The organism is Listeria valentina (assembly GCF_011800755.1).
Lineage (GTDB): Bacteria > Bacillota > Bacilli > Lactobacillales > Listeriaceae > Listeria > Listeria valentina.
On sequence record NZ_JAATJW010000024.1, the window covers coordinates 1 to 23,202 of the forward strand.

At 40.3% G+C, this 23,202-nt stretch carries 23 protein-coding genes; 13 read left to right on the top strand and 10 right to left on the bottom strand.

Annotation, left to right across the window (positions count from 1 at the left end):
- Nucleotides 1–117: 117 nt before the first annotated feature.
- Together HCK02_RS07350 and gdhA are read right to left on the bottom strand one after the other, a co-directional pair.
- Entirely contained in the window at nt 118–1,164 is a 1,047-nt protein-coding gene (locus HCK02_RS07350; RefSeq protein ID WP_167629490.1) for a lactonase family protein, read from the bottom strand.
- 163 nt (nt 1,165–1,327) lie between these two features.
- Entirely contained in the window at nt 1,328–2,710 is a 1,383-nt protein-coding gene (gdhA, locus tag HCK02_RS07355; protein WP_167629491.1) for an NADP-specific glutamate dehydrogenase, read from the bottom strand.
- A 750-nt stretch (nt 2,711–3,460) separates the two neighbouring features.
- Between gdhA and HCK02_RS07360 the strand changes: the two genes are divergently transcribed.
- From HCK02_RS07360 to HCK02_RS07370, 3 genes are all read left to right on the top strand, one after another.
- Nucleotides 3,461–3,904 (top strand): Hsp20 family protein, encoded by a 444-nt coding sequence (locus HCK02_RS07360; RefSeq protein WP_167629492.1) that lies wholly within the window; start codon nt 3,461–3,463, stop codon nt 3,902–3,904.
- A gap of 138 nt (nt 3,905–4,042) precedes the next feature.
- Nucleotides 4,043–5,428: a glycoside hydrolase family 1 protein gene (locus HCK02_RS07365; protein ID WP_167629493.1), complete on the top strand. Its 1,386-nt coding sequence runs from the start codon at nt 4,043–4,045 to the stop codon at nt 5,426–5,428.
- A 61-nt stretch (nt 5,429–5,489) separates the two neighbouring features.
- Complete coding sequence (locus HCK02_RS07370; RefSeq protein ID WP_167629494.1) at nt 5,490–6,218, top strand: GntR family transcriptional regulator; 729 nt, start codon at nt 5,490–5,492, stop codon at nt 6,216–6,218.
- Between the two features lie 52 nt (nt 6,219–6,270).
- Here the strand turns inward: HCK02_RS07370 and HCK02_RS07375 are convergent, their stop codons facing one another.
- Nucleotides 6,271–6,729 carry a threonine/serine exporter family protein gene (locus HCK02_RS07375; RefSeq protein WP_115752885.1) on the bottom strand — a complete coding sequence of 153 codons (459 nt, stop codon included), beginning with the start codon at nt 6,727–6,729 and terminating at the stop codon, nt 6,271–6,273.
- A 12-nt stretch (nt 6,730–6,741) separates the two neighbouring features.
- Entirely contained in the window at nt 6,742–7,452 is a 711-nt protein-coding gene (locus tag HCK02_RS07380; protein WP_167629519.1) for a threonine/serine exporter family protein, read from the bottom strand.
- A gap of 163 nt (nt 7,453–7,615) precedes the next feature.
- Here HCK02_RS07380 and HCK02_RS07385 point away from each other — a divergent pair, with 163 nt between their 5' ends.
- The gene (locus HCK02_RS07385) at nt 7,616–7,822 is read left to right on the top strand and encodes a YdbC family protein (protein WP_115752884.1); all 207 of its coding nucleotides are present in this window, start codon (nt 7,616–7,618) and stop codon (nt 7,820–7,822) included.
- A gap of 46 nt (nt 7,823–7,868) precedes the next feature.
- On the opposite strand, the gene HCK02_RS07390 is transcribed toward HCK02_RS07385, so the two are convergent.
- Nucleotides 7,869–9,053 (bottom strand): class I SAM-dependent rRNA methyltransferase, encoded by a 1,185-nt coding sequence (locus HCK02_RS07390; RefSeq protein ID WP_167629495.1) that lies wholly within the window; start codon nt 9,051–9,053, stop codon nt 7,869–7,871.
- Between the two features lie 68 nt (nt 9,054–9,121).
- On the bottom strand, nt 9,122–10,864 hold the full coding sequence (locus HCK02_RS07395; protein WP_167629496.1) for a LysM peptidoglycan-binding domain-containing protein: 1,743 nt from the start codon (nt 10,862–10,864) through the stop codon (nt 9,122–9,124).
- A 434-nt stretch (nt 10,865–11,298) separates the two neighbouring features.
- On the opposite strand from HCK02_RS07395, the gene secA2 reads away from it, so the two are divergent.
- From secA2 to HCK02_RS07415, 4 genes are all read left to right on the top strand, one after another.
- Nucleotides 11,299–13,623 carry an accessory Sec system translocase SecA2 gene (secA2, locus tag HCK02_RS07400; protein ID WP_167629497.1) on the top strand — a complete coding sequence of 775 codons (2,325 nt, stop codon included), beginning with the start codon at nt 11,299–11,301 and terminating at the stop codon, nt 13,621–13,623.
- A gap of 96 nt (nt 13,624–13,719) precedes the next feature.
- The gene (locus HCK02_RS07405) at nt 13,720–14,922 is read left to right on the top strand and encodes an AI-2E family transporter (protein WP_167629498.1); all 1,203 of its coding nucleotides are present in this window, start codon (nt 13,720–13,722) and stop codon (nt 14,920–14,922) included.
- A gap of 61 nt (nt 14,923–14,983) precedes the next feature.
- On the top strand, nt 14,984–15,334 hold the full coding sequence (locus HCK02_RS07410; RefSeq protein ID WP_167629499.1) for a hypothetical protein: 351 nt from the start codon (nt 14,984–14,986) through the stop codon (nt 15,332–15,334).
- 4 nt (nt 15,335–15,338) lie between these two features.
- A complete protein-coding gene (locus HCK02_RS07415; RefSeq protein ID WP_167629500.1) occupies nt 15,339–16,013 on the top strand; it encodes an N-acetylmannosamine-6-phosphate 2-epimerase in 675 nt (224 codons plus the stop codon).
- Nucleotides 16,014–16,023: 10 nt separating this feature from the next.
- Here the strand turns inward: HCK02_RS07415 and HCK02_RS07420 are convergent, their stop codons facing one another.
- Nucleotides 16,024–16,398, bottom strand: coding sequence for an alpha/beta hydrolase family protein (locus HCK02_RS07420; RefSeq protein WP_167629501.1), 375 nt, complete (start codon nt 16,396–16,398; stop codon nt 16,024–16,026).
- Nucleotides 16,395–16,889, bottom strand: a complete 495-nt coding sequence (locus HCK02_RS07425; protein ID WP_167629502.1) for an alpha/beta hydrolase — start codon at nt 16,887–16,889, stop codon at nt 16,395–16,397. The genes HCK02_RS07420 and HCK02_RS07425 overlap by 4 nt, the downstream gene beginning before the upstream one ends.
- A 198-nt stretch (nt 16,890–17,087) precedes the next feature.
- On the opposite strand from HCK02_RS07425, the gene HCK02_RS07430 reads away from it, so the two are divergent.
- The 4 genes from HCK02_RS07430 to HCK02_RS07445 all read left to right on the top strand — a co-directional run bounded on the left by HCK02_RS07430 (nt 17,088) and on the right by HCK02_RS07445 (nt 20,902).
- A complete protein-coding gene (locus HCK02_RS07430; RefSeq protein ID WP_115752876.1) occupies nt 17,088–17,528 on the top strand; it encodes a CopY/TcrY family copper transport repressor in 441 nt (146 codons plus the stop codon).
- A 17-nt stretch (nt 17,529–17,545) separates the two neighbouring features.
- The gene (locus HCK02_RS07435) at nt 17,546–20,005 is read left to right on the top strand and encodes a heavy metal translocating P-type ATPase (RefSeq protein ID WP_167629503.1); all 2,460 of its coding nucleotides are present in this window, start codon (nt 17,546–17,548) and stop codon (nt 20,003–20,005) included.
- Between the two features lie 20 nt (nt 20,006–20,025).
- Entirely contained in the window at nt 20,026–20,238 is a 213-nt protein-coding gene (locus HCK02_RS07440; RefSeq protein WP_208970457.1) for a heavy-metal-associated domain-containing protein, read from the top strand.
- Nucleotides 20,239–20,377: 139 nt separating this feature from the next.
- Nucleotides 20,378–20,902, top strand: a complete 525-nt coding sequence (locus HCK02_RS07445) for an HdeD family acid-resistance protein (protein WP_167629504.1) — start codon at nt 20,378–20,380, stop codon at nt 20,900–20,902.
- A gap of 30 nt (nt 20,903–20,932) precedes the next feature.
- Here the strand turns inward: HCK02_RS07445 and HCK02_RS07450 are convergent, their stop codons facing one another.
- Nucleotides 20,933–21,661 (bottom strand): MerR family DNA-binding transcriptional regulator, encoded by a 729-nt coding sequence (locus HCK02_RS07450; RefSeq protein ID WP_167629505.1) that lies wholly within the window; start codon nt 21,659–21,661, stop codon nt 20,933–20,935.
- A 148-nt stretch (nt 21,662–21,809) separates the two neighbouring features.
- Here HCK02_RS07450 and HCK02_RS07455 point away from each other — a divergent pair, with 148 nt between their 5' ends.
- The gene (locus HCK02_RS07455; protein ID WP_167629506.1) at nt 21,810–22,682 is read left to right on the top strand and encodes an alpha/beta fold hydrolase; all 873 of its coding nucleotides are present in this window, start codon (nt 21,810–21,812) and stop codon (nt 22,680–22,682) included.
- A gap of 76 nt (nt 22,683–22,758) precedes the next feature.
- Here the strand turns inward: HCK02_RS07455 and HCK02_RS07460 are convergent, their stop codons facing one another.
- Nucleotides 22,759–23,133, bottom strand: a complete 375-nt coding sequence (locus HCK02_RS07460; RefSeq protein ID WP_167629507.1) for an iron chaperone — start codon at nt 23,131–23,133, stop codon at nt 22,759–22,761.
- Nucleotides 23,134–23,202 lie beyond the last annotated feature (69 nt).

Sequence of the window (23,202 nt, forward strand, 5' to 3'; positions counted from 1 at the left end):
TTTTCCATTTTTATAGAAAAAAACGCCCATCCCTCTTCTTTCTCATGGAGGGATGGGCGTTTTTCGACAGTCTGAGGCGCACGGCTTCTAAGCCGCGCGCCTTTTTTTATTCCCATTTTAAGCCTGCATAAATTTGACACAGACAGGTTCAGGAACCTTGATATCCTTCTGAAGCAGCGTTAACCGTCCCGAAGTTTTATCCACTTTAAACACCGTTACGTTTTGCGTATTTTCGTTTGCTGCGAGTAAAAGCTCCCCATCTGGACTTAAATCAAAGTCGCGAGGTCCATTCCCTTCAACAGAAACCGTTTCAAGCAGTGTCAATTTTCCGCTAGTTTCATCAATCTCAAACGAAACAATAGCATCCTGACCACGATTAGAAACGTAAAGGAAACGACCATCATTAGAAATATGAATCGCACTTCCCTTATTTTCATCCGAAAAGTTTGTTGGAAGTGATGGAACGGATTGAATAATGGAAAGCTCTCCCGTTTTTTCATCATAGCTAGCAACGAAAACCTCCGAAGTGAGTTCCGTCATGATATAAACCCATTTCGCATTGGGATGGAAAACAAGGTTACGTGGACCGCTTCCTGGTGTTACAACAAGATCAGCGACTTGTTCTAAACGACCATCTTTCGCGCTATAAGTTGTCACATGATCGGTTCCAAGGTCACAAGTAACGACAAATTTTTGATCCGGCGTAAATCCAGCAAAGTGTGCATGTGGTTTTTCTTGTCGCTCATGTACGCTTTTTCCAGTGTGTTGAATTTCAGAAAGCGGGGCAAGCAATTTTCCCTTTTCAGTTGGATAACTAAGAATCGTTCCAAGGTGATAGTTGGCAGAAACAATAACGGCATTATCTTTTGAGCCATCAACGTAGCACGGCGGGTTTCCCACTTTTACTTGAGTGCCAAGCAAAGAAAGTGAACCATCTGGATTGATTTCAAAAGCCGCAAGTCCTCCTTTATCACCATCTTTAGCAACGGAATAAAGATATTTTTCATCGTCCGAGATCTTCAAATAAGTTGGGTTGTCCATTTTTCCAGCCAATTTATTCTCTAAAACCTCTCCCGTTTTTGTATCCACGACTAACCGGTAAATGCCTTCCGATTCTGCTTTGGTGTAAGTTCCGATGTAAGCAGTTGCAGTTTGTTTTGCCATCGCTTTCATTCCTCCTAATTTAAAAAGTTCTCGCCTATTCATTATAGCATAATTGAGAAATAGGATAGACTAATTTGATACACTTTTACTAGGAATAAGAGAAGAAGCTAGTCGCAAAACAAATAAAAAAGCCAACACCTACGGATAGATGTCAGCTCTTTATTTAAATAAGTCCTTGCGCAAGCATTGTATCGGCTACTTTTAGGAAGCCAGCAATATTTGCTCCCACTACAAGATTTCCTTCATGCCCATATTCGCTTGCGAGCAAGCTAGCGTTTTTATAGATGTTTTTCATGATGTCTTGCAAATGTTCATCCACTTCTGCAAAGCTCCAATTCATCCTGCTGCTGTTTTGTGCCATTTCAAGTGCAGATACACCCACTCCACCAGCATTTGCAGCTTTTGCAGGACCAAATAAAATATTATTTTCTAAGAAAACATCGATGGCCGCAAGCTCAGATGGCATATTAGCGCCTTCAGAAATGGCAATCACGCCATTAGCAACTAACTCTTTCGCTTGGGATTCATTAATTTCGTTTTGAGTCGCACAAGGAAGCGCAATGTCACAAGGAATCGACCAAATATCTCCTTCTGGATGGAATTCAGCAGTTGGATGAGTCGCTAAATATTCATGAATTCGCTTGCGTTCAACTTCTTTCAATTGTTTCACAGTTTGTAAATCGATTCCTTCAGAATCATAAATGTAGCCGCTTGAATCACTGCACGCCACCACTTTTGCTCCAAATTCCATCGCTTTTTCCATCGCGTAAATCGCAACATTACCAGACCCAGAAATAACCACGCGTTTTCCTTTAAAACTTTCGCCTCGAGCAGCAAGCATTTCTTGCGTGAAGTAAACAACGCCGTATCCAGTTGCTTCCGTACGAGCCAAGCTGCCGCCATAAGTCAAGCCCTTCCCGGTGAGAGTGCCTGCATCGAAAGTGCCACGCATTCGTTTGTATTGTCCGAATAAGTAACCAATTTCACGAGCGCCAACCCCGATATCACCAGCAGGAACATCAGTATTAGGACCAATATGTTTGGAAAGTTCTGTCATGAAGCTTTGACAGAAACGCATGATTTCTCCATCTGATTTTTCTTTAGGATCAAAGTCTGATCCACCTTTCCCGCCGCCAATAGGTAAACCTGTCAATGAATTCTTAAAGATTTGTTCAAAACCGAGGAATTTAATAATGCTGCTGTTTACAGAGGGATGGAATCTTAAACCGCCTTTATAAGGGCCGATCGCGCTATTAAACTGAACTCGAAAACCGCGATTTACTTGAACGAGCCCTAAGTCATCCATCCAAGGAACGCGAAAAGTTATCAACCGTTCAGGCTCGATTAATCTTTCTAAAATTCCATTTTGTTCGTAAGCAGGTTCATTTTGAAGTGCTGGAACAATGGAATCTAAAAATTCTTTGACAGCTTGTTGGAATTCTTGCTCACCTGGGTTACGCTCCCTGACTTTTTCATAAATCCGAGCGACATAATCTTCTGCTGAAGTTGTTTTGACAGTTGACGCTGAGACACGAGGTTGATTCATAATAATCGGCTCCTTTAAATTGAACTTCTTAACTAAGTTAAGATGAGCTTAGCTATAAGACTTTTTATCATTACCAGTTTACCGTCTGCGAAAAAATCGTGCAAGGTTTAGCGTGACAAATAAGAAAAAATCCTACACGGGGGGACGCGTAGGATAAAGGGAGTTATTGGAGTTGTGTTTTCCCAAGACAAGACTAAGGGATAATTTGGGAAACTTAACGAGTTTAATGATTAACTTAAGAGTCATCTTGCTCAAGAAAAGACACAAAACAGTTCTTTTGGGTAAAGTAACTTTCTCCGATAAATTTAGTATATCCCAGTTGTATCAGATAATCCTGCTTCTTTTCTTACAATTTAATTGGCTAACATTACAATTTTGTCACCATTTCACATAAAAGACACTTTTTGGATTGCTTTTTACAATAAAAAATCCAAAGCTGTTAATCAGCTTTGGATTTTTTCGGGTCTAAGCAGCATTCTTTCTGCTCATGGAAAATCGGGGTCTATATAGGTGCGGAAAGGCTAGTCATTGTTGAGGGATTGCAACACCTATATAGATTACATTTATCATAACACTTCAAGCTGAAAAAGAAATAGTTTATCGCGATTGTTCGAAAAGATGTAAGAAATACTCTAAAAAAAGGTACATTGTATCTACATTAGTTTTTACCCAAATAAATTTCAAGGAAGTGTTTAAAAAAATAGGAAGCGGGAAGAAGACTGGTGTAAAAAAATTAAAGGAGTGTTTGTTATGCGGAATCAAAGAGACTTGTATCCAGTGGATCGTGATTTTGATGGCTTTTTTGACGACTTTAGAAGAAATTTTTTCAAAGATTTTTATCCAAATCGTCGTGAAGCTAGACAATCGTCTCGCATCATGGATACAGACATTCATTTAAATGATGATGGAAGTTACACCGTATTTGTTGATATGCCAGGCTTCAAAAAAGAAGATATTAAGTTGAATTACGGTAATGGTTTACTTTCTATTTTTGCGGAACGGCATAAAGAATCGAAAAAGAAAAAAGATAATCAAGTAATTAGTGAAGAACGGACGAGCGGCGAGTTCCATCGTTCCTATCCAATCGGCAATATCGATCCTAAAAAAATCAAAGCTTCCCTTGAAGAAGGAATTTTGCGTATTGACTTGCCTATCGTCAATGGCGAAAATAATGCAGATATCAAGATCAACTAAATTTGTCCGTATATAAAAAAGACTTGCTGGGGTTTTCCTTGCAAGTCTTTTTTATATAATCTTTTCAATAAATTAGTTTATACTTTTATAAAATTAATGTATAATAAAAGAAACGAAAAGAAAGATGGAGGGATTCCTATGAAATATCAATTTCCAGAAAATTTTTGGTGGGGAAGTGCAGCATCAGGCCCACAAACTGAAGGAGCGGCGGACGTAGATGGCCGCAAACCAAGCATTTGGGATCACTGGTATAAAATCGAGCCAGGAAGATTCTTTAATGGTGTTGGTCCTCAAAACACATCCAACTTTTATTATCAATATAAAGAAGACATTGCCTTAATGAAAGAAACAGGCCACAATTCTTTTCGAACTTCCATTCAGTGGTCACGCTTGATTCCAGATGGTATTGGCGAAGTAAATCCTAAAGCCGTCGAATTTTATAATCATGTGATTGATGAAATGCTTAAGCAAGGCGTAGAACCGTTTATGAACCTGTATCACTTTGATATGCCACTTTCGATGCAAGAAAAAGGGGGATTTGAATCCCGCGAAGTGATTGAGGCTTACGTTACATTTGCAGAAACGTGCTTTAAATTGTTTGGCGACCGTGTAAAATACTGGTTTACCTTCAACGAACCAATTGTTCCTGTTGAAGCGGGCTACTTGTACGATATGCACTATCCGAACGTGGTCGACTTTAGACGTGCTGCCCAAGTTGCATTTGGAACAACACTCGCTCATGCAAAAGCCGTGAAAGCCTATCATGACTTGGATTTAGATGGACAAATTGGCATTATTTTAAACTTAACGCCATCTTATCCAAGAAGTCAGAATCCGGCTGATTTGCGTGCGGCGCATATCGCCGACTTGTTTTTCAATCGAAGCTTCCTTGATCCAGTAACGCGAGGCGAGTTTCCAAGTGATCTTGTCGAGATTCTTCGTGAACGTGATTTCCTTCCAAATTACGAACCAGAAGACTTGGAAATCATCAAGCATAACACGGTCGATATTCTTGGTGTCAATTACTATCAACCGCGTCGTGTGAAAGCGAAAGAAACAATGCCGCATCCAGACGCGCCATTCATGCCTGAGCACTTGTTTGACAACTATGAAATGCCGTTCCGCAAAATGAATCCGTATCGCGGTTGGGAAATCTACGAACAAGCGATTTATGATATTGCGATCAACCTGCGCGATAACTATGGCAACATTCCATTCTTTATTTCCGAAAATGGCATGGGTGTGGAAGGTGAGGAGCGCTACCGAAACAGTGAAGGATTTATCGAGGATACCTACCGGATCGAGTTTATCGAATCTCATTTGAAATGGCTTCATAAGGCTATCTCAGAAGGTGCCAATTGTCATGGTTATCATCTGTGGACGTTTATGGATTGCTGGAGCTGGGCGAATGCCTATAAGAATCGCTATGGTTTTGTCGAAGTGAATTTAGATGAAAATTACAAGCGAACTGTGAAAGCTTCTGGGAAATGGTTTAAAACAATGACTTCACAAAATGGCTTTTAAGGCAGTTTGTGTTAGAATATGATAAAATAAAGAAAGAATTTAAACGAATGAGGTGGCTAGCGTGGCGAGAAACCAAACCAAATATAGCTATATTGCCGATGAAGTAAGGAAGCGAGTCAAGGAACATATGTATCCGCTTGATCGACCTATTCCAGACGAAATGACGCTTTCAGAAGAATTTGGCTGCAGTCGAATGACGATGAAAAAAGCGCTTGAAGTTTTAGTTTTGGAAGGGCTTCTTTACAGGAAACGGGGACATGGCACTTTCATCATCAAGTCCGCGCTGGATGCTGATGAACTGCAAATTCATAATCAAGAAGTGAACGGTTTTACTAAGCTTTTGAAAGGGCAAAAAGTCGAAACGAAAGTCATTCACTTTGAAGTGGTCTTTCCGGATGCAGTCGTGGCTGAGCGGCTCAATATTGAAAAGGAAGCTCCTGTTTATGATATTTTACGAGTAAGGGGCATCGATTCAGAACCTTACGTTCTCGAACACACGTATATGCCCGTCAATGTGATTCCGGGCATTACGAAGCAAGTGCTTGATGATTCAATTTACTCATACATTGAAGAAGAACTTGGCCAAAAAATTGCCAGTTCTTATAAACAAATTCGTGCAGATAAGCCAGATGAGCTTGATCAGGAATATTTGAATTGTAATACGGATGAACCCGTGATGGAAGTGGAACAAACGGTTTATTTAAATAATGGGGTTGCCTTTGAATATTCAAAATCGAGGCACCGCTACGACAAATTTGTATTCACAACAGTAAATATTGCCAAACGATAAAAAAAGAAGGAAATCTCTCGGGGATTTCCTTCTTTTTAATTTATCATGTCGATTAAAACTTGGCTTTATGTTCTCGAAAACGACGAATACTGTGATTAAAGATTTCTGAAAGCATAAGTCCAGCTGCAATAGCCCCGGCTACGATCGTGACTTGAACCGAAAAACCGATCGCTTCTGTATAATCGCCGAGGACAAAGTTTCGCACCGCTTGATAGGCTAGACCCCCAGGAACAAGTGGCACAATCCCTGGAACATTGAAAATCGTAATCGGCATGCGTTTATATTTAGCAAATAAATGGCTAGAAACAGCGACGATAAAAGCACCAGCCAGTGTAGCCATGGAAGTCCCGCCGCCAAGTTCCTTTATTGTCCAGAAGAAAATCCAACCAAACGTTCCGGTGAGACCGCAGGCATTTAAAGCTCGCTTAGGAACATTTGTGATGACTGCGAAGGTAACGGTGGCGATATAACTAAAAACAAGTTGAATGAAAACAGTCCAAATAAGTATCACACTAAAACCTCCTTATGCAAAAAAGCGAAACACAACGGCGATGCCAATTCCGATCGCCCCAGCGGTGAGCAAGGCTTCCATTCCACGCGCCATTCCGCCGAGCAAGTGACCTGCAAGCAAGTCCCGGACCGCATTTGTGATTGGAACACCGGGAACAAGCGACATGACACTACCGATGATAATTTTATCAAGATTGATACCGAGATGACTGTCAACTGCAATGACAGCTAATAATCCGATAATAAAAGAGGACAAGAATTCTGCTAAAAACTTAATTTTAAGCCATTCGGCAGTATAGTAATAAACCATAAAGCCAATCGTTCCAATTAGGCAAGTGCTGATGAAATCGAACCAAGAACCGCCGAAAATAATCATTAAGGCGCCACTCACGAGCCCAGCTGCAATGATTTGCCACCAGACAGGGAAAAAGCGCGTGTCCTTCTCCAAATGAGCAAGGCTAGAATGCAGTTCTTCGAGCGTAATATTACGTGATGAAAATTCACGAGAAAGGTCATTAACAAGAGATACTTTTTCTAAATTGATGGTCCGTGTTGGGATGGTTTCTAGTTGCAAATTGCGCTCACCTTCAATAGACATGAAAATACCCGTTGGTGTGGCGAAGCTGATACCTTTTTTACTTGTTGCCGTGTCAGCAATCCGGTTCATCGTATCTTCAACACGATAGATTTCAGCGCCGCTTTCCATCATGATTTTACCGGCCATGAGACACGTTTCAAGTAAATAGTCTTTTTCTTTTTTCAAAAAAGGAACCTCCTTTGCTAAAATGATGCTGTACTTAATCCTACATCAGGATAGAAATAATTTCTAGTATCTAGAGAAGTTTGTTAAAATAAAGAGAATAATATGGAAAGAGGGTTTTTAAATCATGGCATCGATTGATTATGAAATTGTTGAACGACTTGGCGTATTATCCACCAATGCACGTGGCTGGAGCAAGGAACTCAATCGGATTAGTTGGAATGGGAGAGACCCTAAGCTAGATATTCGCGACTGGTCAGAAGATCATGAAAAAATGGGTAAAGGCATTACGCTAACTGACGAAGAAGCTGAACAACTGAAAAAACTGCTCTAATGGAATGAGTTTGAAGCATAAATGACCGCCTTGTTGGCGGTCATTTTTATACATCAAGTTCTAAGAATAAAACCTTTAAATAATTTCCCTCTGGAAAGCTTTGAAGTGTGGCAAAATCTATCGGCAACTGGAAAGTTTCACGAATTTTATAGCTGCGTTTTGTTCCCTTAAAGGCTTCCTTCACTTGCTGAGCGAATTTTGGGAGGGAAAAACCTGCATAATTGGTGGAAGCAACAATCACACCATTCGGTGCGGTGATTTCAATCAAATCACGCAACAATTCTGGATAATCCTTGGACGCGCGAAACGTTATTTTTCTAGTACGAGCAAAACTAGGAGGATCAGAAATAACAAGGTCAAACTGCAGTCCTTTTCGTTTTGCATATTTAAAATAATGGAAAACATCTTCTACGACAATTGCTTGTGAAGCGGGATCCATACCATTCACTTCTAACTGCTCGGTCGTTTTTGCAAGACTTCGCTTAGCAACATCTACACTGGTTGTGTGTGCGGCTCCACCATAAAGTGCCGCAACAGAAAAAGCACCTGTATAAGAAAAAGTGTTTAAGACGTGTTTAGAGAGCGCATATTCATCCATGATTCGTTTTCGCACTTCTCGTTGGTCGAGAAAAATTCCCGTCATCCAGCCGTCATTCAGATACGTGGCATAAGTGATCCCATTTTCTTTAATAAGAAGTGGGGCAGGGGCTTCTTTTCCCCAAATAAAATCGCTCGTTTCTTCAGATGTTTCAAAGCGTTTTTTTTCATAGATTCCTTTTACAAATGAAAAAGTAGACAACACCTCTAAAAAAGCTTTTTTATAACGATAAATCCCGAGACTGTACCACTGAATGAGCAAAAAGCCGTCATAATAATCAACAGTGATACCCCCAAGACCGTCACCTTCCCCATTAAACAGCCGAAAAGCCGTCGTTAACTCATCGTCAAAAAGCGACTTCCGTAGCGTAAGTGCTTGATTAATCACATGCTGGAAAAAGGAACCGTCGAGTTTGCCTTCGCGCTTCGCGCTAAAAATCCAGCCCAACCCTTTATTTTGTTTTCCGTAATATCCTTTTGCGATAAACAGACCATCAGGAGAGATGACATCGACCAAATCGCCTTCTTTTAGGCCTTCCGGTAGAGACTGAATCCACTCTGGTGCAAGAAGCGGATAACCATTTTGATATTTAGAGAGATACTGCTTTTTTATCTTGATCTTTGGCGCCTTCAAAAAATCACTCCGTAAAAAAATAGCTTCCTACATAGCAGGAAGCTATTTTCAAGTTCAATTTCTATAAATTAAAAGTTTGCAACACGTCCGAAACCAACTAAGAATTGACCCCAGCCGTTTCCGTGAATGTTATCATATTTCACACCGTTATCTTGTGCGTTGATCATTTGACCGCCGCCAACATAGATACCAACGTGCGCGATTCCGCTTCCATAGTTAAAGAAGACAAGATCGCCTGGTTTAGCTTGAGCTTCTGTGATTTTCGTTGCAGCTGCATATTGTGATCCAGAAGTTCTTGGCAAGCTGATGCCAACTTTATTAAAGACATATTTCGTATAGCCTGAGCAGTCGAAAGAAGAAGGTCCATTTGCACCCCAACCATAAGGTTTACCAAGGTGTTTTTGTGCTTCTGCAATCAGTGCACTGTAGCTAGCAGACTGACTGCTTCCACTACTTACATTACTGCTTCCGTTACCTGTTGAAGGTTTCGAAGGCGTCGAAACATTAGAGCTGCTGCTCGAACCAGCGTTAGCATTGCCGATATTTGTAGCTCCACTATTTGAAGTGTTAGTGTTAGTGTTATTCGTTTGCGGAACAGAACCTTTTACTTTTAGAACTTGACCAACTTGTAAGCTATCGCTCGAAAGTCCGTTAAGTGCTTTTAGCTTGCTAACTGAAACGCCAAAGATACCAGCAATTTTACTTAATGAATCGCCGCTTCTTACTGTATAGCTTGAAGCATTTGTATCAATTTGCGGAGCCGCAGGAGCTTCTACTTTTTGTTCTGTTTGGCTAGAAGTTTGCTTTTCAGTATCAGCTTGAGGTGCTGCTTCTTGCTTCACTTCTTCTTTTACTTCAGGTGTCGCTTGTTTCACTTCACCTTTTACTTTAAGTACATCTCCAGCTGTGATGGAATCACTTGAGAGACCATTCAAAGCTTTAAGTTCGCTAACAGTTGTCTTGAATAGACCAGCGATTTTGCTTAGCGAATCGCCACTTTGTACTGTATAACTTGAAGCATTTACATCTACTTGAGGAGCTTCTTGTTTCACTTCTTTAGTAGGAGCAGAAGCTTCTTCTTTTTGTACGGTTTGTTGACTTGCTTGAGGTGCTTGTTTTTCTGGAGCTGGTTTAGCAGCTTCAGCTTTAACAGCAAGCGTTTGACCAACATAAATAGAAGAAGACGACAAGTTATTCCAAGATATTAAATCTTGAACCGAAGAACCAAATTTAACGGAAAGAGCCCAAAGAGTATCTCCGTTTTTAACCGTATAGCTAGAAAGATTAGCCGGTTTTTCTGGTGTAGTTACTTCTTTTACAGTTTCAGTTTTTTCGTTTTGGTTTGAAGCTTTTACTTCTGTATTTTCAGTTTTTGCTGGAGCAGCAGTTTTGGCTTCTCCCAAATATTTTCCGTTCACATAACCCGTTTTACCGTCTGCATAAGAGATCTTATTCCAGCCGTTGTCTTCACTTGTTAGGACAGTTACTTTTGTTCCACCTTGGATGGAAGTGAGGATGCTGTTATCAACACTTGGACCTTGACGAACATTTAACCAAGTGGCAGAAACTTCTTTTTCAGCTTGTTCACTTTTCGCTTCGCTGATAACGAGTTTTTGACCAGGAAAAATTTTATCGCCATCAAGGTTGTTGAGTTTCTTTAAAGAATCAACCGTTGTATCGTTCGAATTTGCAATTCCCCATAACGTATCGCCAGATTCTACGACTACCGAATTGGCAGAAGCCATCGTTGGCGCCGCGAATGCAGTGACCGCAATCCCCGCGGTAGCTGTTGCAATGGTCGCTTTTTTCATATTGCTAAAACTCCTCTCTTTTCTCACAATCAGTTCACATCAAAATTTAATACTGACTAGCTTTATTTTACCCAGTTTAAGGCTAAAAAACAAACCAGACCCGAGACAGAGAAGTAAGTAGGAAAGGACTATACCAGCTGCTTGTAATATTGCTGTAACGAAAAAGAAGCCGAACAAGCATTCTGAAACGCGTTAAAGTGGAATATCACCGCTTTCAAGAATCGTTTGTAGCTTGCATCTTTATCCATAAGTTGCGTATTTGGCAACCTATTGTTTAATTTAAATAGAAAAATTTAATCAAATTGTAATATCTCTTTTTAGGTTGAAAAATGTCGTTCTTGAAAATGAACAAGAAGTATTGGGAAATCTATTTGAGAAATAAGTTCAAATTGAGGGGTGAAGTGTTGTATAATGGAAAACATGGAGGGGGAAGTATGAATCAAAATTTCGACGATCGTAAAATTGTAAAGCAATATCGGGAAACAGCACGTCAAATTGTCAAAAAAGAAGACCTCTATATCAATATGGATCAAAGTGAATTGATGAAACAAACGCAGATCTGGCGGGATAAATTCCAAACGCAAGAGATCACTATGCGTGATAAAATCAATATTTTTACACTTGTTCGTGAAGCAGCTAAGCGGGTACTTGGGCTGGAAGCTGTGATTGTACAGCTAATTGGTGCTCTTGTTCTTGGGGATGGGAAAATTGCAGAAATGAAAACGGGAGAAGGAAAAACACTCGTTTCACTTTTTGTTATGTATATTGAAGTTATTCGTGGAAACCGCGTTCACCTTGTTACAGCGAATGAATATTTAGCGCATCGAGATCGCGAAGAAATCGGGCAAGTCCTAGAATATCTTGGGGTTTCTGTGGCTCTCAATGCGGCTGGACTTGATAAAAGACAGAAAAAAGCCATTTACACAGCAGATGTCATTTATGGAACGACGTCTGAGTTTGGCTTTGACTACTTGCGGGACAACATGGTTCGTTCCTTCGAGGACAAGGTGCAAACAGGGCTTGATTTCGTTTTAATTGATGAAGCGGATTCTATTTTAATCGATGAAGCACGGACGCCACTACTTATTTCTGATCGCAAAGAAGAAGATTTAAGTCTTTATTTAAAAGCAAATAAATTAGTAAAAACAATGCTACAGGACGACTATGAAATTGATGAACATAAACGACTGATATGGCTAAACGATGCGGGGATCGAAAAAGCGGAGCGCTTTTGGCAAGTTCGCTCGCTTTATACAGCGGATAACCAGCCTCTACTTCGGATTACGATGTTACTTTTACGCGCACATTTTTTAATGCAAAAAGATAAAGATTACGTCGTTTTGGAAGAAGAAGTCTTAATTGTAGATCCGCATACGGGACGGGCACTTCCTGGACGTCGGTTCAACGATGGCTTGCATCAGGCGATTGAAGCGAAAGAAGAAGTGGAGGTGCACGAGGAATCGCGGACGCTTGCTACGATCACGATTCAGAATTATTTCCGGATGTACCAAAAAATTGCTGGCATGACAGGGACCGCTAAAACAGAAGAAGAAGAATTTCGCCAAATTTATGGACTTGATGTCGTAGTGATTCCAACGAACTTGCGTGTTAACCGGGAAGATATGCCAGATGATGTGTTTTACACGGAAAAAGAAAAAGGACGTGCTATTGTGTATGAAGTTTCGTGGCGGCATGCGAAAGGCCAACCGACTTTGATCGGAACTTCTTCTATCAAAAGTAACGAATGGATCAGCTCGCTCCTCACAAAAGCTGGAATTCCGCATCAAGTTTTAAATGCGAAAAACCACGCGCAAGAAGCGGAAATTATTGCAAAAGCAGGTCAACCTGGGATGGTTACACTAGCGACCAATATGGCTGGTCGGGGAACGGATATTAAACTGAGTTCAGAAGTTTATAAACTGGGAGGCCTTGCTGTGATCGGGACGGAGCGCCACGAAAGCAGACGAATTGATTTGCAGTTGATGGGACGTTCTGGAAGAAGAGGAGACCCGGGATTTAGTAAATTCATGGTCTCGATTGAAGATGAGTTGCTCGATCAATTTGATAACAAGCGCTGGGAAAAATTCCGCATCAAATTAAAGCGGAAGCATCCACGGGACGGGAAACCGGTTAATTCGCCTCAGATTAGTCGGTTTATCGTTGATGCACAAAAACGAATTGAAGGAGCCAACTATGATTTGCGAAAGGATTTATTGTCCTACGATGAAGTCATTGATTTGCAGCGTAAAATCGTCTATAAAGAACGAGATGAAGTACTCCGCCGCAATAAACTGGGCGTTTCTTCTGAGAAAATTTTGCGTGAAGTAGCAAGTAAGGTGTTTCGAGAAGCGCAATCGGAAGAAGAACAAGAAGAATTTTTTGAAATGCAAAAAGAATTGCTTGGTGGAACGAAATTTCCTTATACTTTTGATCAAGTCACTTTGATGGGGCCTCGAGAAGTAGGCGAAAAGATTGTGGCTTGGCATAATACGGTTCGGCGCAAATTCCCTGCGGATACGATTGCGATGATTGAAAAGGAAGTTTACTTGAATTTAATGGATCAAATGTGGGTAATTCATCTTGATGAAATGGTTCAACTTCGAGAAGGAATTCATTTACGGGCTTACGGGCAACAAGACCCACTCGTGATGTATCAAAAAGAAGGTGCCGCTTTGTTTGAAAAATTCCAAGCAGATTATCATTTCTATTTCGCGCATGCCCTGCTCGAATTAGATCCTGATGGACTTGTGGTTGGATAAAGTCCATCTTGAGACTGATTTTTTTCGCAAGCTGCTTTTTAACAAGTATTTTTTGAATCGACACGCTATAATGGAGAGACAGGTAGGTGATTGTACTTGAAAGAAAAATTTTCAAAGTTTAAGCAGTTTTTTATTGAAAACAAATTTGTATTAGGGTTACTGATTTTCTTGCTTGTCGCACTGGATATTTATGTGTTGACCAAAATTTCGTTTGTTTTCCATCCGCTTGTCGTTATCGTGGAAACAATCGCTGCTCCGATTATTTTAGCGGGCATTTTATATTACTTATTTAATCCAATTATCGACTTTCTCGAACGTCACGGCTGGCATCGTGGCTGGTCGATCGGACTGCTGTTCCTCGTGATTCTTGGCATCATCGTGCTTATTTTTAGCTTTGTTATTCCAGCTGTGCGCGATCAAATCATGAGTTTGATCAAGACCTTTCCAACTTATTGGAATCAAGTAACGGATAAATTTAATGAACTCAGTCAGTCACCACTTTTCGATCAAATTAAAGATAAAGTTTCAACGAACATGAACGACATTATGAAAACCATTTCTGATAAAGGAACGGATGTTTTAAACGGTGCTATTTCAAGCATTGGAAGTGTCGTTGGAACAGTGACAGAAGTTGTGCTCGCGATTGTTACGACACCTCTTGTACTCTTTTATTTGCTAAAAGATGGGAAAAAGCTTCCTGAATTTGTTTTAAAACTTCTTCCAGTCAATAGTCGTGCGCATACACGCCAAGTGCTGAAAGAATCAAATCATCAAATTAGTTCTTATATTCGCGGTCAAATTATTGTAAGCTTCTGCATTGGGATACTGCTTTTCATTGGTTATTTGATCATTGGTTTACCTTATGCCCTTACGCTTGCAATCATTGCTGCATTCACAAGTATCGTTCCTTACTTAGGACCAGCTATTGCGATTACACCAGCCCTTATCATTGCGATCGTTACTTCGCCTTGGTTACTAATTAAACTCATTGTTGTCTGGGTTGTCGTTCAGCTCTTAGAAGGGAAGTTTATTTCTCCGCAAGTCATGGGAAAATCGCTCAAAGTACACCCAATTACCATCTTGTTTGTTATCCTAGTTGCTGGTAAACTATTTGGTGTATTAGGTGTCATCTTTGCAGTACCAGGCTATGCTGTTTTAAAAGTGATCTGCACACACGTTTTCATTTGGTTTAAGCGGATTTCTGGATTATACGGCGAACAGCCGGAAAGTATTTATGTACAGCCAAAGGAAGATGAGCAAACAGAAAGCAAGGATACAACTGATTCAAATTCTAACTGACCGGGGCTTCTTTTTACGTTCGAAACGAAATCGAACAATCCAATAAAGACGGTGATATTATTTGCGAATTTTTGCTGGAGTTTTTTCCATTCAAGCTTCTATTCTAGGTATTTTTTCTTGGCTCAAATTAAGTGCTACAAAACCCATCAATTTATTTGGGTTACCAGAAGGACTTTCGGCAAATGCCGGACTCTTACTAAGCATTCTCATGTTTTTAGCTGGTATTCTCATCATTCTTGCAAAAACCAATGATTTTTTGTTATTCTTAGCACTAGTACTTTGGGTGTTCGGTTTAATTTTAGGATTGCTTTTTTCTCCAAGCTTTTCAGGGCTTTATTTCCGCCCGATTACTTGCGCCCTTTGCTTGATTATTGGTTTGTATATTTTCACGGATTACAATAGAAAGAAGTGATTTTTTGCTAGAAAAAATAAAGAATGGGCTTGTTGTATCTTGTCAGGCATTAGCGGATGAACCGCTCTATAGTTCGTTTGTGATGTCGAAAATGGCGCTTGCCGCCGAAATGGGTGGAGCAGCCGGTATCCGATCAAACTCAGTGGAAGATATTGAGGCCATTAAAGCCGTGGTTGACTTGCCGCTTATAGGACTTATCAAACGTGACTATCCAGATTTAGCTGTTTACATTACACCAACTGAACAAGAAGTTACAGAACTGCTTGCGACAAAAGCAGAAATCATCGCACTCGATGGTACGGAACGAACAAGACCAGGCGGCGCAGATTTAAAGCAGTTGGTCGAAAAAATCCATCAAGCTGGTAGACTTGCAATGGCGGATATTGCTACTTTTCAAGACGGCATTCGCGCGGAAGAAATAGGTTTTGATTTAGTCGGAACAACGCTTGCGGGCTACACAGAAGACACAAAAAGACAAGCGGGTCCTGCTTTTCAACTAGTAGAAGAACTCAGTCAGCATCTTGGCATACCCGTTATTTGCGAAGGGCACATCGAAACGCCCACTGAAGTTGAAAAAGCCTATCAAAGCGGAGCTTACTCCGTTGTTGTCGGCAGTGCAATCACAAGGCCGCAACTATTAACGAAAAAATTTGTACAAGCTTTACCAAAAAACCAGTGAACGCATGCGTTCACTGGTTTTTCTTGATTTCCTGTAAAAATCGAATTGCAGCATCATAAGCCATCCGACCTTCAGCACCTGCCGTATGTGTATCAAAATCATGTGGCAAGTCACGCACCGTAAAGAGTTCACTTACAAGCGTACCATTTTTAATTTTTTCCGATTCCTCGATTGGAACATCTTCATCGGCAAAACTATGTGCGAGAAAAACGGGGGGCAAGAAGTGAAAATCACGTTCTGGATCGAGTTCGAATGGTTTGAGATCTGCTTCTGAATAGTTTTCGCCAAAAACGAGATCCAACCATTTCCCGCTTTGACGTGAATAAACATAGAGCGGATAGCGTGTATCGACGGAACCTGCTGTTAAAGGCGTTTGCCGAATCATCGCATTTTTAAAGACTCACTAATAAGTGGAAAAGTATTGAAATATTTATTTCGTTCTTTTAACCACGGAGCTGAAACGGAAGAATAACCGTAAAATGATAAAATAGCGCACGGTCTTGGAAGGGTCGGATCTGAAGCAAGCATTAGTGCAAGAAAAGCACCAGAAGACTGACCAAACAAAATGAATTCTTTATCTGGGAGTCCAAGGCTTTCAGCGTGATGGCGGAAATATAAAATTAAATCACTAGCATCTTCATAAATTTCTGGGAGCTTGACTTCGGGAGCGAGTCGATAATCCGCTAAAAGGACATTGAAGCCATTTTCTAAAAACTGCCCAATGTAAGCATCATTTAAATCGTTTCGAGAGCCATAAAGTAATCCTCCACCATGAAAGTAAATAATCGTTTGACTGGCTTTTTCTTTTCCAGTAATTAACTCAGCCGAAAGTTTAATCCCGTCTTTTTCGGCAAAGGTGAATGTTTTCTGTTCCAAGCTCTAAACCTCCTCATGTTTAAACTATGTTTAGTGTAAGCTTTGATGGAAAAAAATACCAGTTTTTTTGCTAGTTGAAAAAATTTTTGACAAAGGAGTTGACAAAGTTTGTCTACGAATGTAAACTAAAAATATCGAAAGACCAATTATTTTTTTGACCATATAGTTTACAAGTGTAAACAAAGGAGGTAGAGAACAATGGATGCTTCTGTTATTGAAAAAATTACGGACGCTGAATGGGAGATCATGCGAATTGTCTGGACGAAAAGAAAGACGACGAGCAGTGAAATCATTGAAGTGTTGGATCATAAAACAGAATGGAAACCTTCTACAGTCAAGACTCTTTTAGCGAGACTGGTAGAAAAAGGTTTTTTAAAAACGAGTAAAGAAGGAAACAAATATATTTATACGCCACTTGTTGAAGAAAACATCAGTATCAAGCAAGCAGCAGAACATTTGCTTACCAAAGTTTGTAATAAAAAAACAGGGAGTTTGGTAGAGCTTATTATTGAAGAACGTGAGTTAAGCTTTGATGATATTGATGCGATTGAAGCTTTGCTTGAAGAAAAACGGAAAACGGCTGTTCAAAGTGTGCCTTGTAATTGTGTTCCCGGACAATGCAAATGCCATGAAAAATGACAAGGGAGATGGGGAGAATGGCAAGTAAAACATTTGATATCGAAGGAATGACCTGTGCTTCTTGCGCGCAAACGGTTGAAAAAGCAACTGGGAAACTAAGCGGTGTAAGCCAAGCTTCTGTAAACCTTGCGACTGAAAAATTAAACATTCAATATGATGATGCACTTTTAAGCGTTTCGGATATTGAAAAAGCGGTTCAAGATGCAGGCTATAAAGCTGTCTCTAAATCGCAAAAACGCATTTTTGACATTGAAGGAATGACTTGTGCGTCTTGTGCGCAAACGGTCGAAAAAGCGGTAAACAAATTGGACGGCGTTAGCTCGGCTGCGGTGAACTTGGCTAGTGAAAAAATGACGGTGGAGTTTAACCCGGATGCTTTAACGGTGCCAGCGATTCAAAAAGCGGTTCAAGATGCTGGCTACGGAGCGAAGGAAGAACAAGGCCAAGCGCTCGACGTGGATCATGACCGTGATAAAAAACAAAAACGTATCAAGGAAATGTGGCGCAGGTTCTGGATTTCTGGCGTGTTCACAGTTCCACTACTTTATATCGCGATGGGGCATATGATCGGGCTTCCGATTCCAGATTTCCTAAATCCGGCTGAGCATGCTTCTGCTTTTGCTACGGCACAGCTGATTTTGACGCTTCCTGTGATTTATTTGGGACAAAAATTCTTCACAGTTGGATACCGAGCTTTATTTAAAGGGCATCCGAATATGGATTCGCTCGTTGCGCTTGGAACCAGTGCGGCTTTCCTTTATAGTTTATATGGAACGATTCAAATTTGGACAGGTGACGCAAGTTTTGCGATGGGACTTTACTATGAATCGGCAGCGGTTATTTTAACGCTGATTACGCTTGGAAAATATTTTGAAGCTGTATCGAAAGGAAAAACGTCAGAAGCGATTAAAACTTTGATGGGTCTTGCGCCTAAAACGGCTCGTGTGATGCGTGACGGAAAAGAAATGGAAATTGCGATTGATGAAGTTTTGGAAGGCGATTTGATCCAAGTTCGTCCCGGCGAAAAAATTCCGGTGGATGGCGTTGTACTTTCAGGAAAAACGACGATTGATGAATCGATGCTAACGGGTGAAAGTATGCCTGTTGATAAGAAACCTGGTGACGAAGTGGTCGGGGCAAGTATAAATAAAAATGGGAACATCATGTTTGAGGCGACCAAAGTTGGAAAAGAAACGGCGCTTGCGCAAATTATCAAACTCGTTGAAGAAGCCCAAGGCAGTAAGGCACCCATTGCCAAGCTAGCTGACAAAGTTTCCGGGGTTTTCGTGCCAATCGTTATTGGGCTGGCTGTTCTTGCAGGCATTCTTTGGTTCTTCCTAGGACAAGAATCTTGGGTATTTGCTTTAACGATTACGATTTCTGTTCTCGTCATTGCGTGTCCTTGTGCGCTTGGTCTTGCTACTCCTACGGCTATCATGGTTGGAACTGGAAAAGGAGCCGAAAATGGCGTATTGATCAAAAGTGGTGACGCGCTTGAAACAACGAAAAAACTCCAAACGATCGTATTTGATAAAACGGGTACGATTACAGAAGGTAAACCTGCTGTTACGGACGTGGTTGTGAGTGGAAGCAATATAAGCGAACAAGAACTTCTTCGTCTTGCGGCATCGGCGGAAAAAGGTTCGGAACATCCACTTGGCGAAGCGATTTTACTTCGCTCAGAGGAATTAAGCTTGGATCTTGAGCCAATTTCAGATTTTAGTGCGATTCCAGGTCACGGAATTGAAGTGACGGTTGAAAGAGGAACGCTTTTACTAGGGAACCAAAAATTGATGGCGGATCGTGGAATTGGCTTAGGTGAATTTGCGACTACTTCTGAAAAATTAGCTGAACAAGGGAAAACACCAATGTATGTAGCGCTCAATGATCAATTTATTGGTATTATTGCAGTGGCTGACACAATTAAACCAAGTAGTAAAAAAGCCATTCAAATATTGCAACAAATGGGCATCGAAGTAGCCATGATCACCGGAGACAATCGTAAAACGGCTGAAGCAATCGCGAAACAAGTGGGAATTACTCGTGTGCTCAGTGAAGTTTTACCTGAAGATAAGGCAAGCGAAGTGGCGAAACTTCAACAAGATGGTAAAAAAGTTGCCATGGTTGGAGACGGTATTAATGACGCGCCTGCTCTTGTGCAAGCTGATGTAGGGATTGCAATCGGTTCTGGAACAGATGTTGCGATGGAATCGGCGGATATTGTTTTGATGCACAGCGATTTGCTTGATGTAGCAACGGCCGTTGAACTCAGCAAGGCAACGATTAAAAATATTCGAGAAAACTTATTCTGGGCTTTTGCTTATAATGTTCTCGGTATTCCAGTTGCGATGGGAATCTTGTATTTATTTGGTGGGCCGTTACTCAACCCGATGATTGCCGGAGCTGCGATGAGTTTCAGTTCGGTGTCGGTCCTAATTAATGCACTGCGTTTAAAACGATTTAAACCAGCAAAATAGGGAGTTTGAAGGAGGTGAAGATGGAAATGGAAAAAATTGTGAGCATTAGTGGCATGAAATGTGATGGCTGCAAAAACATCGTCAAATCTTCATTTGAAGAAATTCCAGGTGTAGCATCTGTTGATGTAGATTTAGAAAAGAAACAAGCGAAGGTGGCTGGAGATGATGTTTCTGTTGAGCGTTTGAATCAAGCGCTTGAAGGAACAAAATTCTCTGTTATAGCTGAAATTTAAAGTAAAAAGAAAAGGTGTCCGATTTACTCAAAAGGTAAGTAGGGCACTTTTTTTTATTATATAAAAAATGGAATTCTGGGTTTTAGAACGCTTAAAATGAGGTATTATTCAAGAGTAATAAGAAGAGAGGGGAAAATGTATGAAGACTTTTACAAAAATTTTAATCGTTCTAGCGGGAATAGCGATGATCATCATGGGATTCTGGGTGATGTTCAATCCAGTGGCATCCTTACTAACACTTAATGTTGTGATTGGTTTGTTGCTCCTTATATCTGGGATTTTCCACATTATTTCCTACTTTGTTGAGAGTGAACGTCACTTATCCGGTTGGGTACTAGCTGACGGGATTTTATCAACATTACTTGGGATTTTGCTATTAGCCAACCAATTTGCTGGCGCAGCATCGCTCATTCTTGTATTTGCAATGTGGGTGCTTTTCGCTGGAATCGTTCGAACAATTGGTGCCTTTTCGCTTAAACAAGCTGGATTATCTAGTTGGGGCTACGTGCTCTTTATTGGGATTATCGGAATCATACTTGGATTTATCGCTCTATTCAATCCAGTTGTAAGCGCACTTGGTATCGTCTTGTTGATGGGCTTCTTCTTCATTCTCGAAGGAATCGGTGCCATCGCAACGGCTTTTGCTACTGGTAAATCAAAATAAAGAATTGAGAAAGAGGGTTGGCTGTTCGAGCTAATCCTCTTTTTTATGCTCTTTATTTGGGATATTTAGCAGATCTATATAAAGAACTAGTTTTGCAATTCCTTGATAACAGTTTTTCAACTGGTCGTTCAATTTTTCAAGCGCAAGATCAATAGCGTGTTCAAGCTTATCACAATAATTTGTATCCAGTTCCTCTAGCAATTGTTTAATGTTTTCAATGTAATAAACGGTTTTGCGTAGACTACTGATTACGAGAATTTTACGTAATTCAGTGATGGAGAAACTTCGATAACCATTTTCTGCTTTTCGCTCAGAATGAATGAGACCTTCTTGTTCCCAGTGCCGAATGGCAGACGTTTTAACTTGAGCTATTTTAGCAACTTCACCGATCGTCATAGCATTTTGCGATCTTACTTGATGAATGGGAGTGAAATCAATTTTTTGAATAGCGAGAAGTGTCTCTGTGATACGCCCCTTTTCAGCTTGGATGGTTGCAAGGTGCTCATTTAAAAGCCAAAGCGCTTCTGTTACTTGACTATTTTTAATGAGTCGCATTGTTCGGTAAACGACTGGGATAGGAAAGCTTTTAAGCAACTGACGAATTGTGGTAAATGCAAAATAATGTAAATCTGTATAGATTCGGTGACCACTTTTTGTGCGTAAGACGGTAGGAATCAATCCTTGCATTTCATAGCGACGCAATGTTGTCGTGCTCACCTTTACGAGATTTGCCATTTCATTTGAACGATAAGTTTTCAAAAGTTACACTCCTCCTTCAAGTAAAACCTTCAAGTGCTACGATAACTTATTTAGAGATAAAAGGCTTTAAAAGGTGAGACACTTTTATAAAGCTGAAAGGTTGCATCAATGTAATATGATAGTAGTAAAGCGAATAAGGAGTGATTATTTGGAAAAGAAAATACAGCTAGTGGATGGGACAAAAATACTTGTTGGTTTGGTGGGAGATCCGAACAAGAAAGTGATCATGCTACCGGTCGCAAAGCCTTCTGTTTACGGGGAGGAAGCTGAGAGTTTAAAACATTGGGGAATGGATCCACATTTTGGAAAACATTTCGTAGAAGGATTAAGTGATGACTTTCAAATCCTTTATTTTGATTATGAAGGACATCGCTTCCGGCATCCTCAGCCAAAGGATTTTTCTCCTGATTCTATCACGAAAGACTTATTAACCATCGCTGACCAAATGAAGATTCGAACATTTAGTTATTATGGCTATTCTTGGTTAGCTCTGGCTGGTCTCCAGTTAGATATTCGAACAGATCGATTAGAAAGTTTGATTATGGGTGGCTTCCCTCCAGTAGATGGACCCTATAAGGAAATGCTTATTGTAACGAGAAAAACTTATGAACAAGCTTTAGCTAGTCAAAATGAATTCCTTGTTCAGGAGCAAGAAGCGATTTCTCATGAGGAAATAGATTGGGAAAACATTCAAGTTAAGATTGATCCCAAGCAAACTCAACAATTTTTGAAGCTCTACGAAGCATTAGAAAACTTTGAAGATAAAACCATTTCATTGCGATCAAAGATTCCTCGGCTAGGCTTTGCTGGCGAACAGGATACGATCGTTTATGGTGAAAAATTTGGGAATGTCACCGTGGATATCGTTGGGGCTTTGCAAAAAAATAAATCAAACTTAGAAAAACAAGGCTGGAACATTGAAATTTTAAAAGGCTCAAAAATGAATCACACAAAAGCAATGCAGCCAAAAGTGGTTTTGCCTCTGCTAAAAAAATGGTTGAAGTCTCAGTTAGGTCATTGATTTAGACTGTTTTGCACAATTTTTATAAAGAAGTGAGGCTGGTTGCTTGATAACCAGCCTCACTTCTTTTATTAAATCAAGCTTCTCGCCAAAATTTTGTATAATCCTGTTTATCATTCACATTAAATTCAATGATTTCTTTTAGTAAATCAAAATTAGTTGGTTGTTTCCAAGTGATTCGAAATAAGTTTGAGGTTGCGCTGTAACCAGCATCTGCTATTTTTTCTACAAATTCCTTCATCGTTTTCACTTCAGGTGCCACCGCGATATGCTTTTTAGAAGTGCTGAAACCAATGATAAAAGTACCGTGATCCGTGAACATGGGTTGATTCCATTTGATGACTGGAACGAGACTCGGAAAAGTATCTTTGACCCAGTCAAAAATCTCCACCATTCGTTCGCGTTGCTCAGGCATTTCAAGCGTGTCCAAGTATTCCGTTAATGTTTCCATTTTTCATCCTCCTCAACTCAAAAAAATTGCTTAATAGTAGTCTACCAAGCGCTTCAAAAAAACACCAGA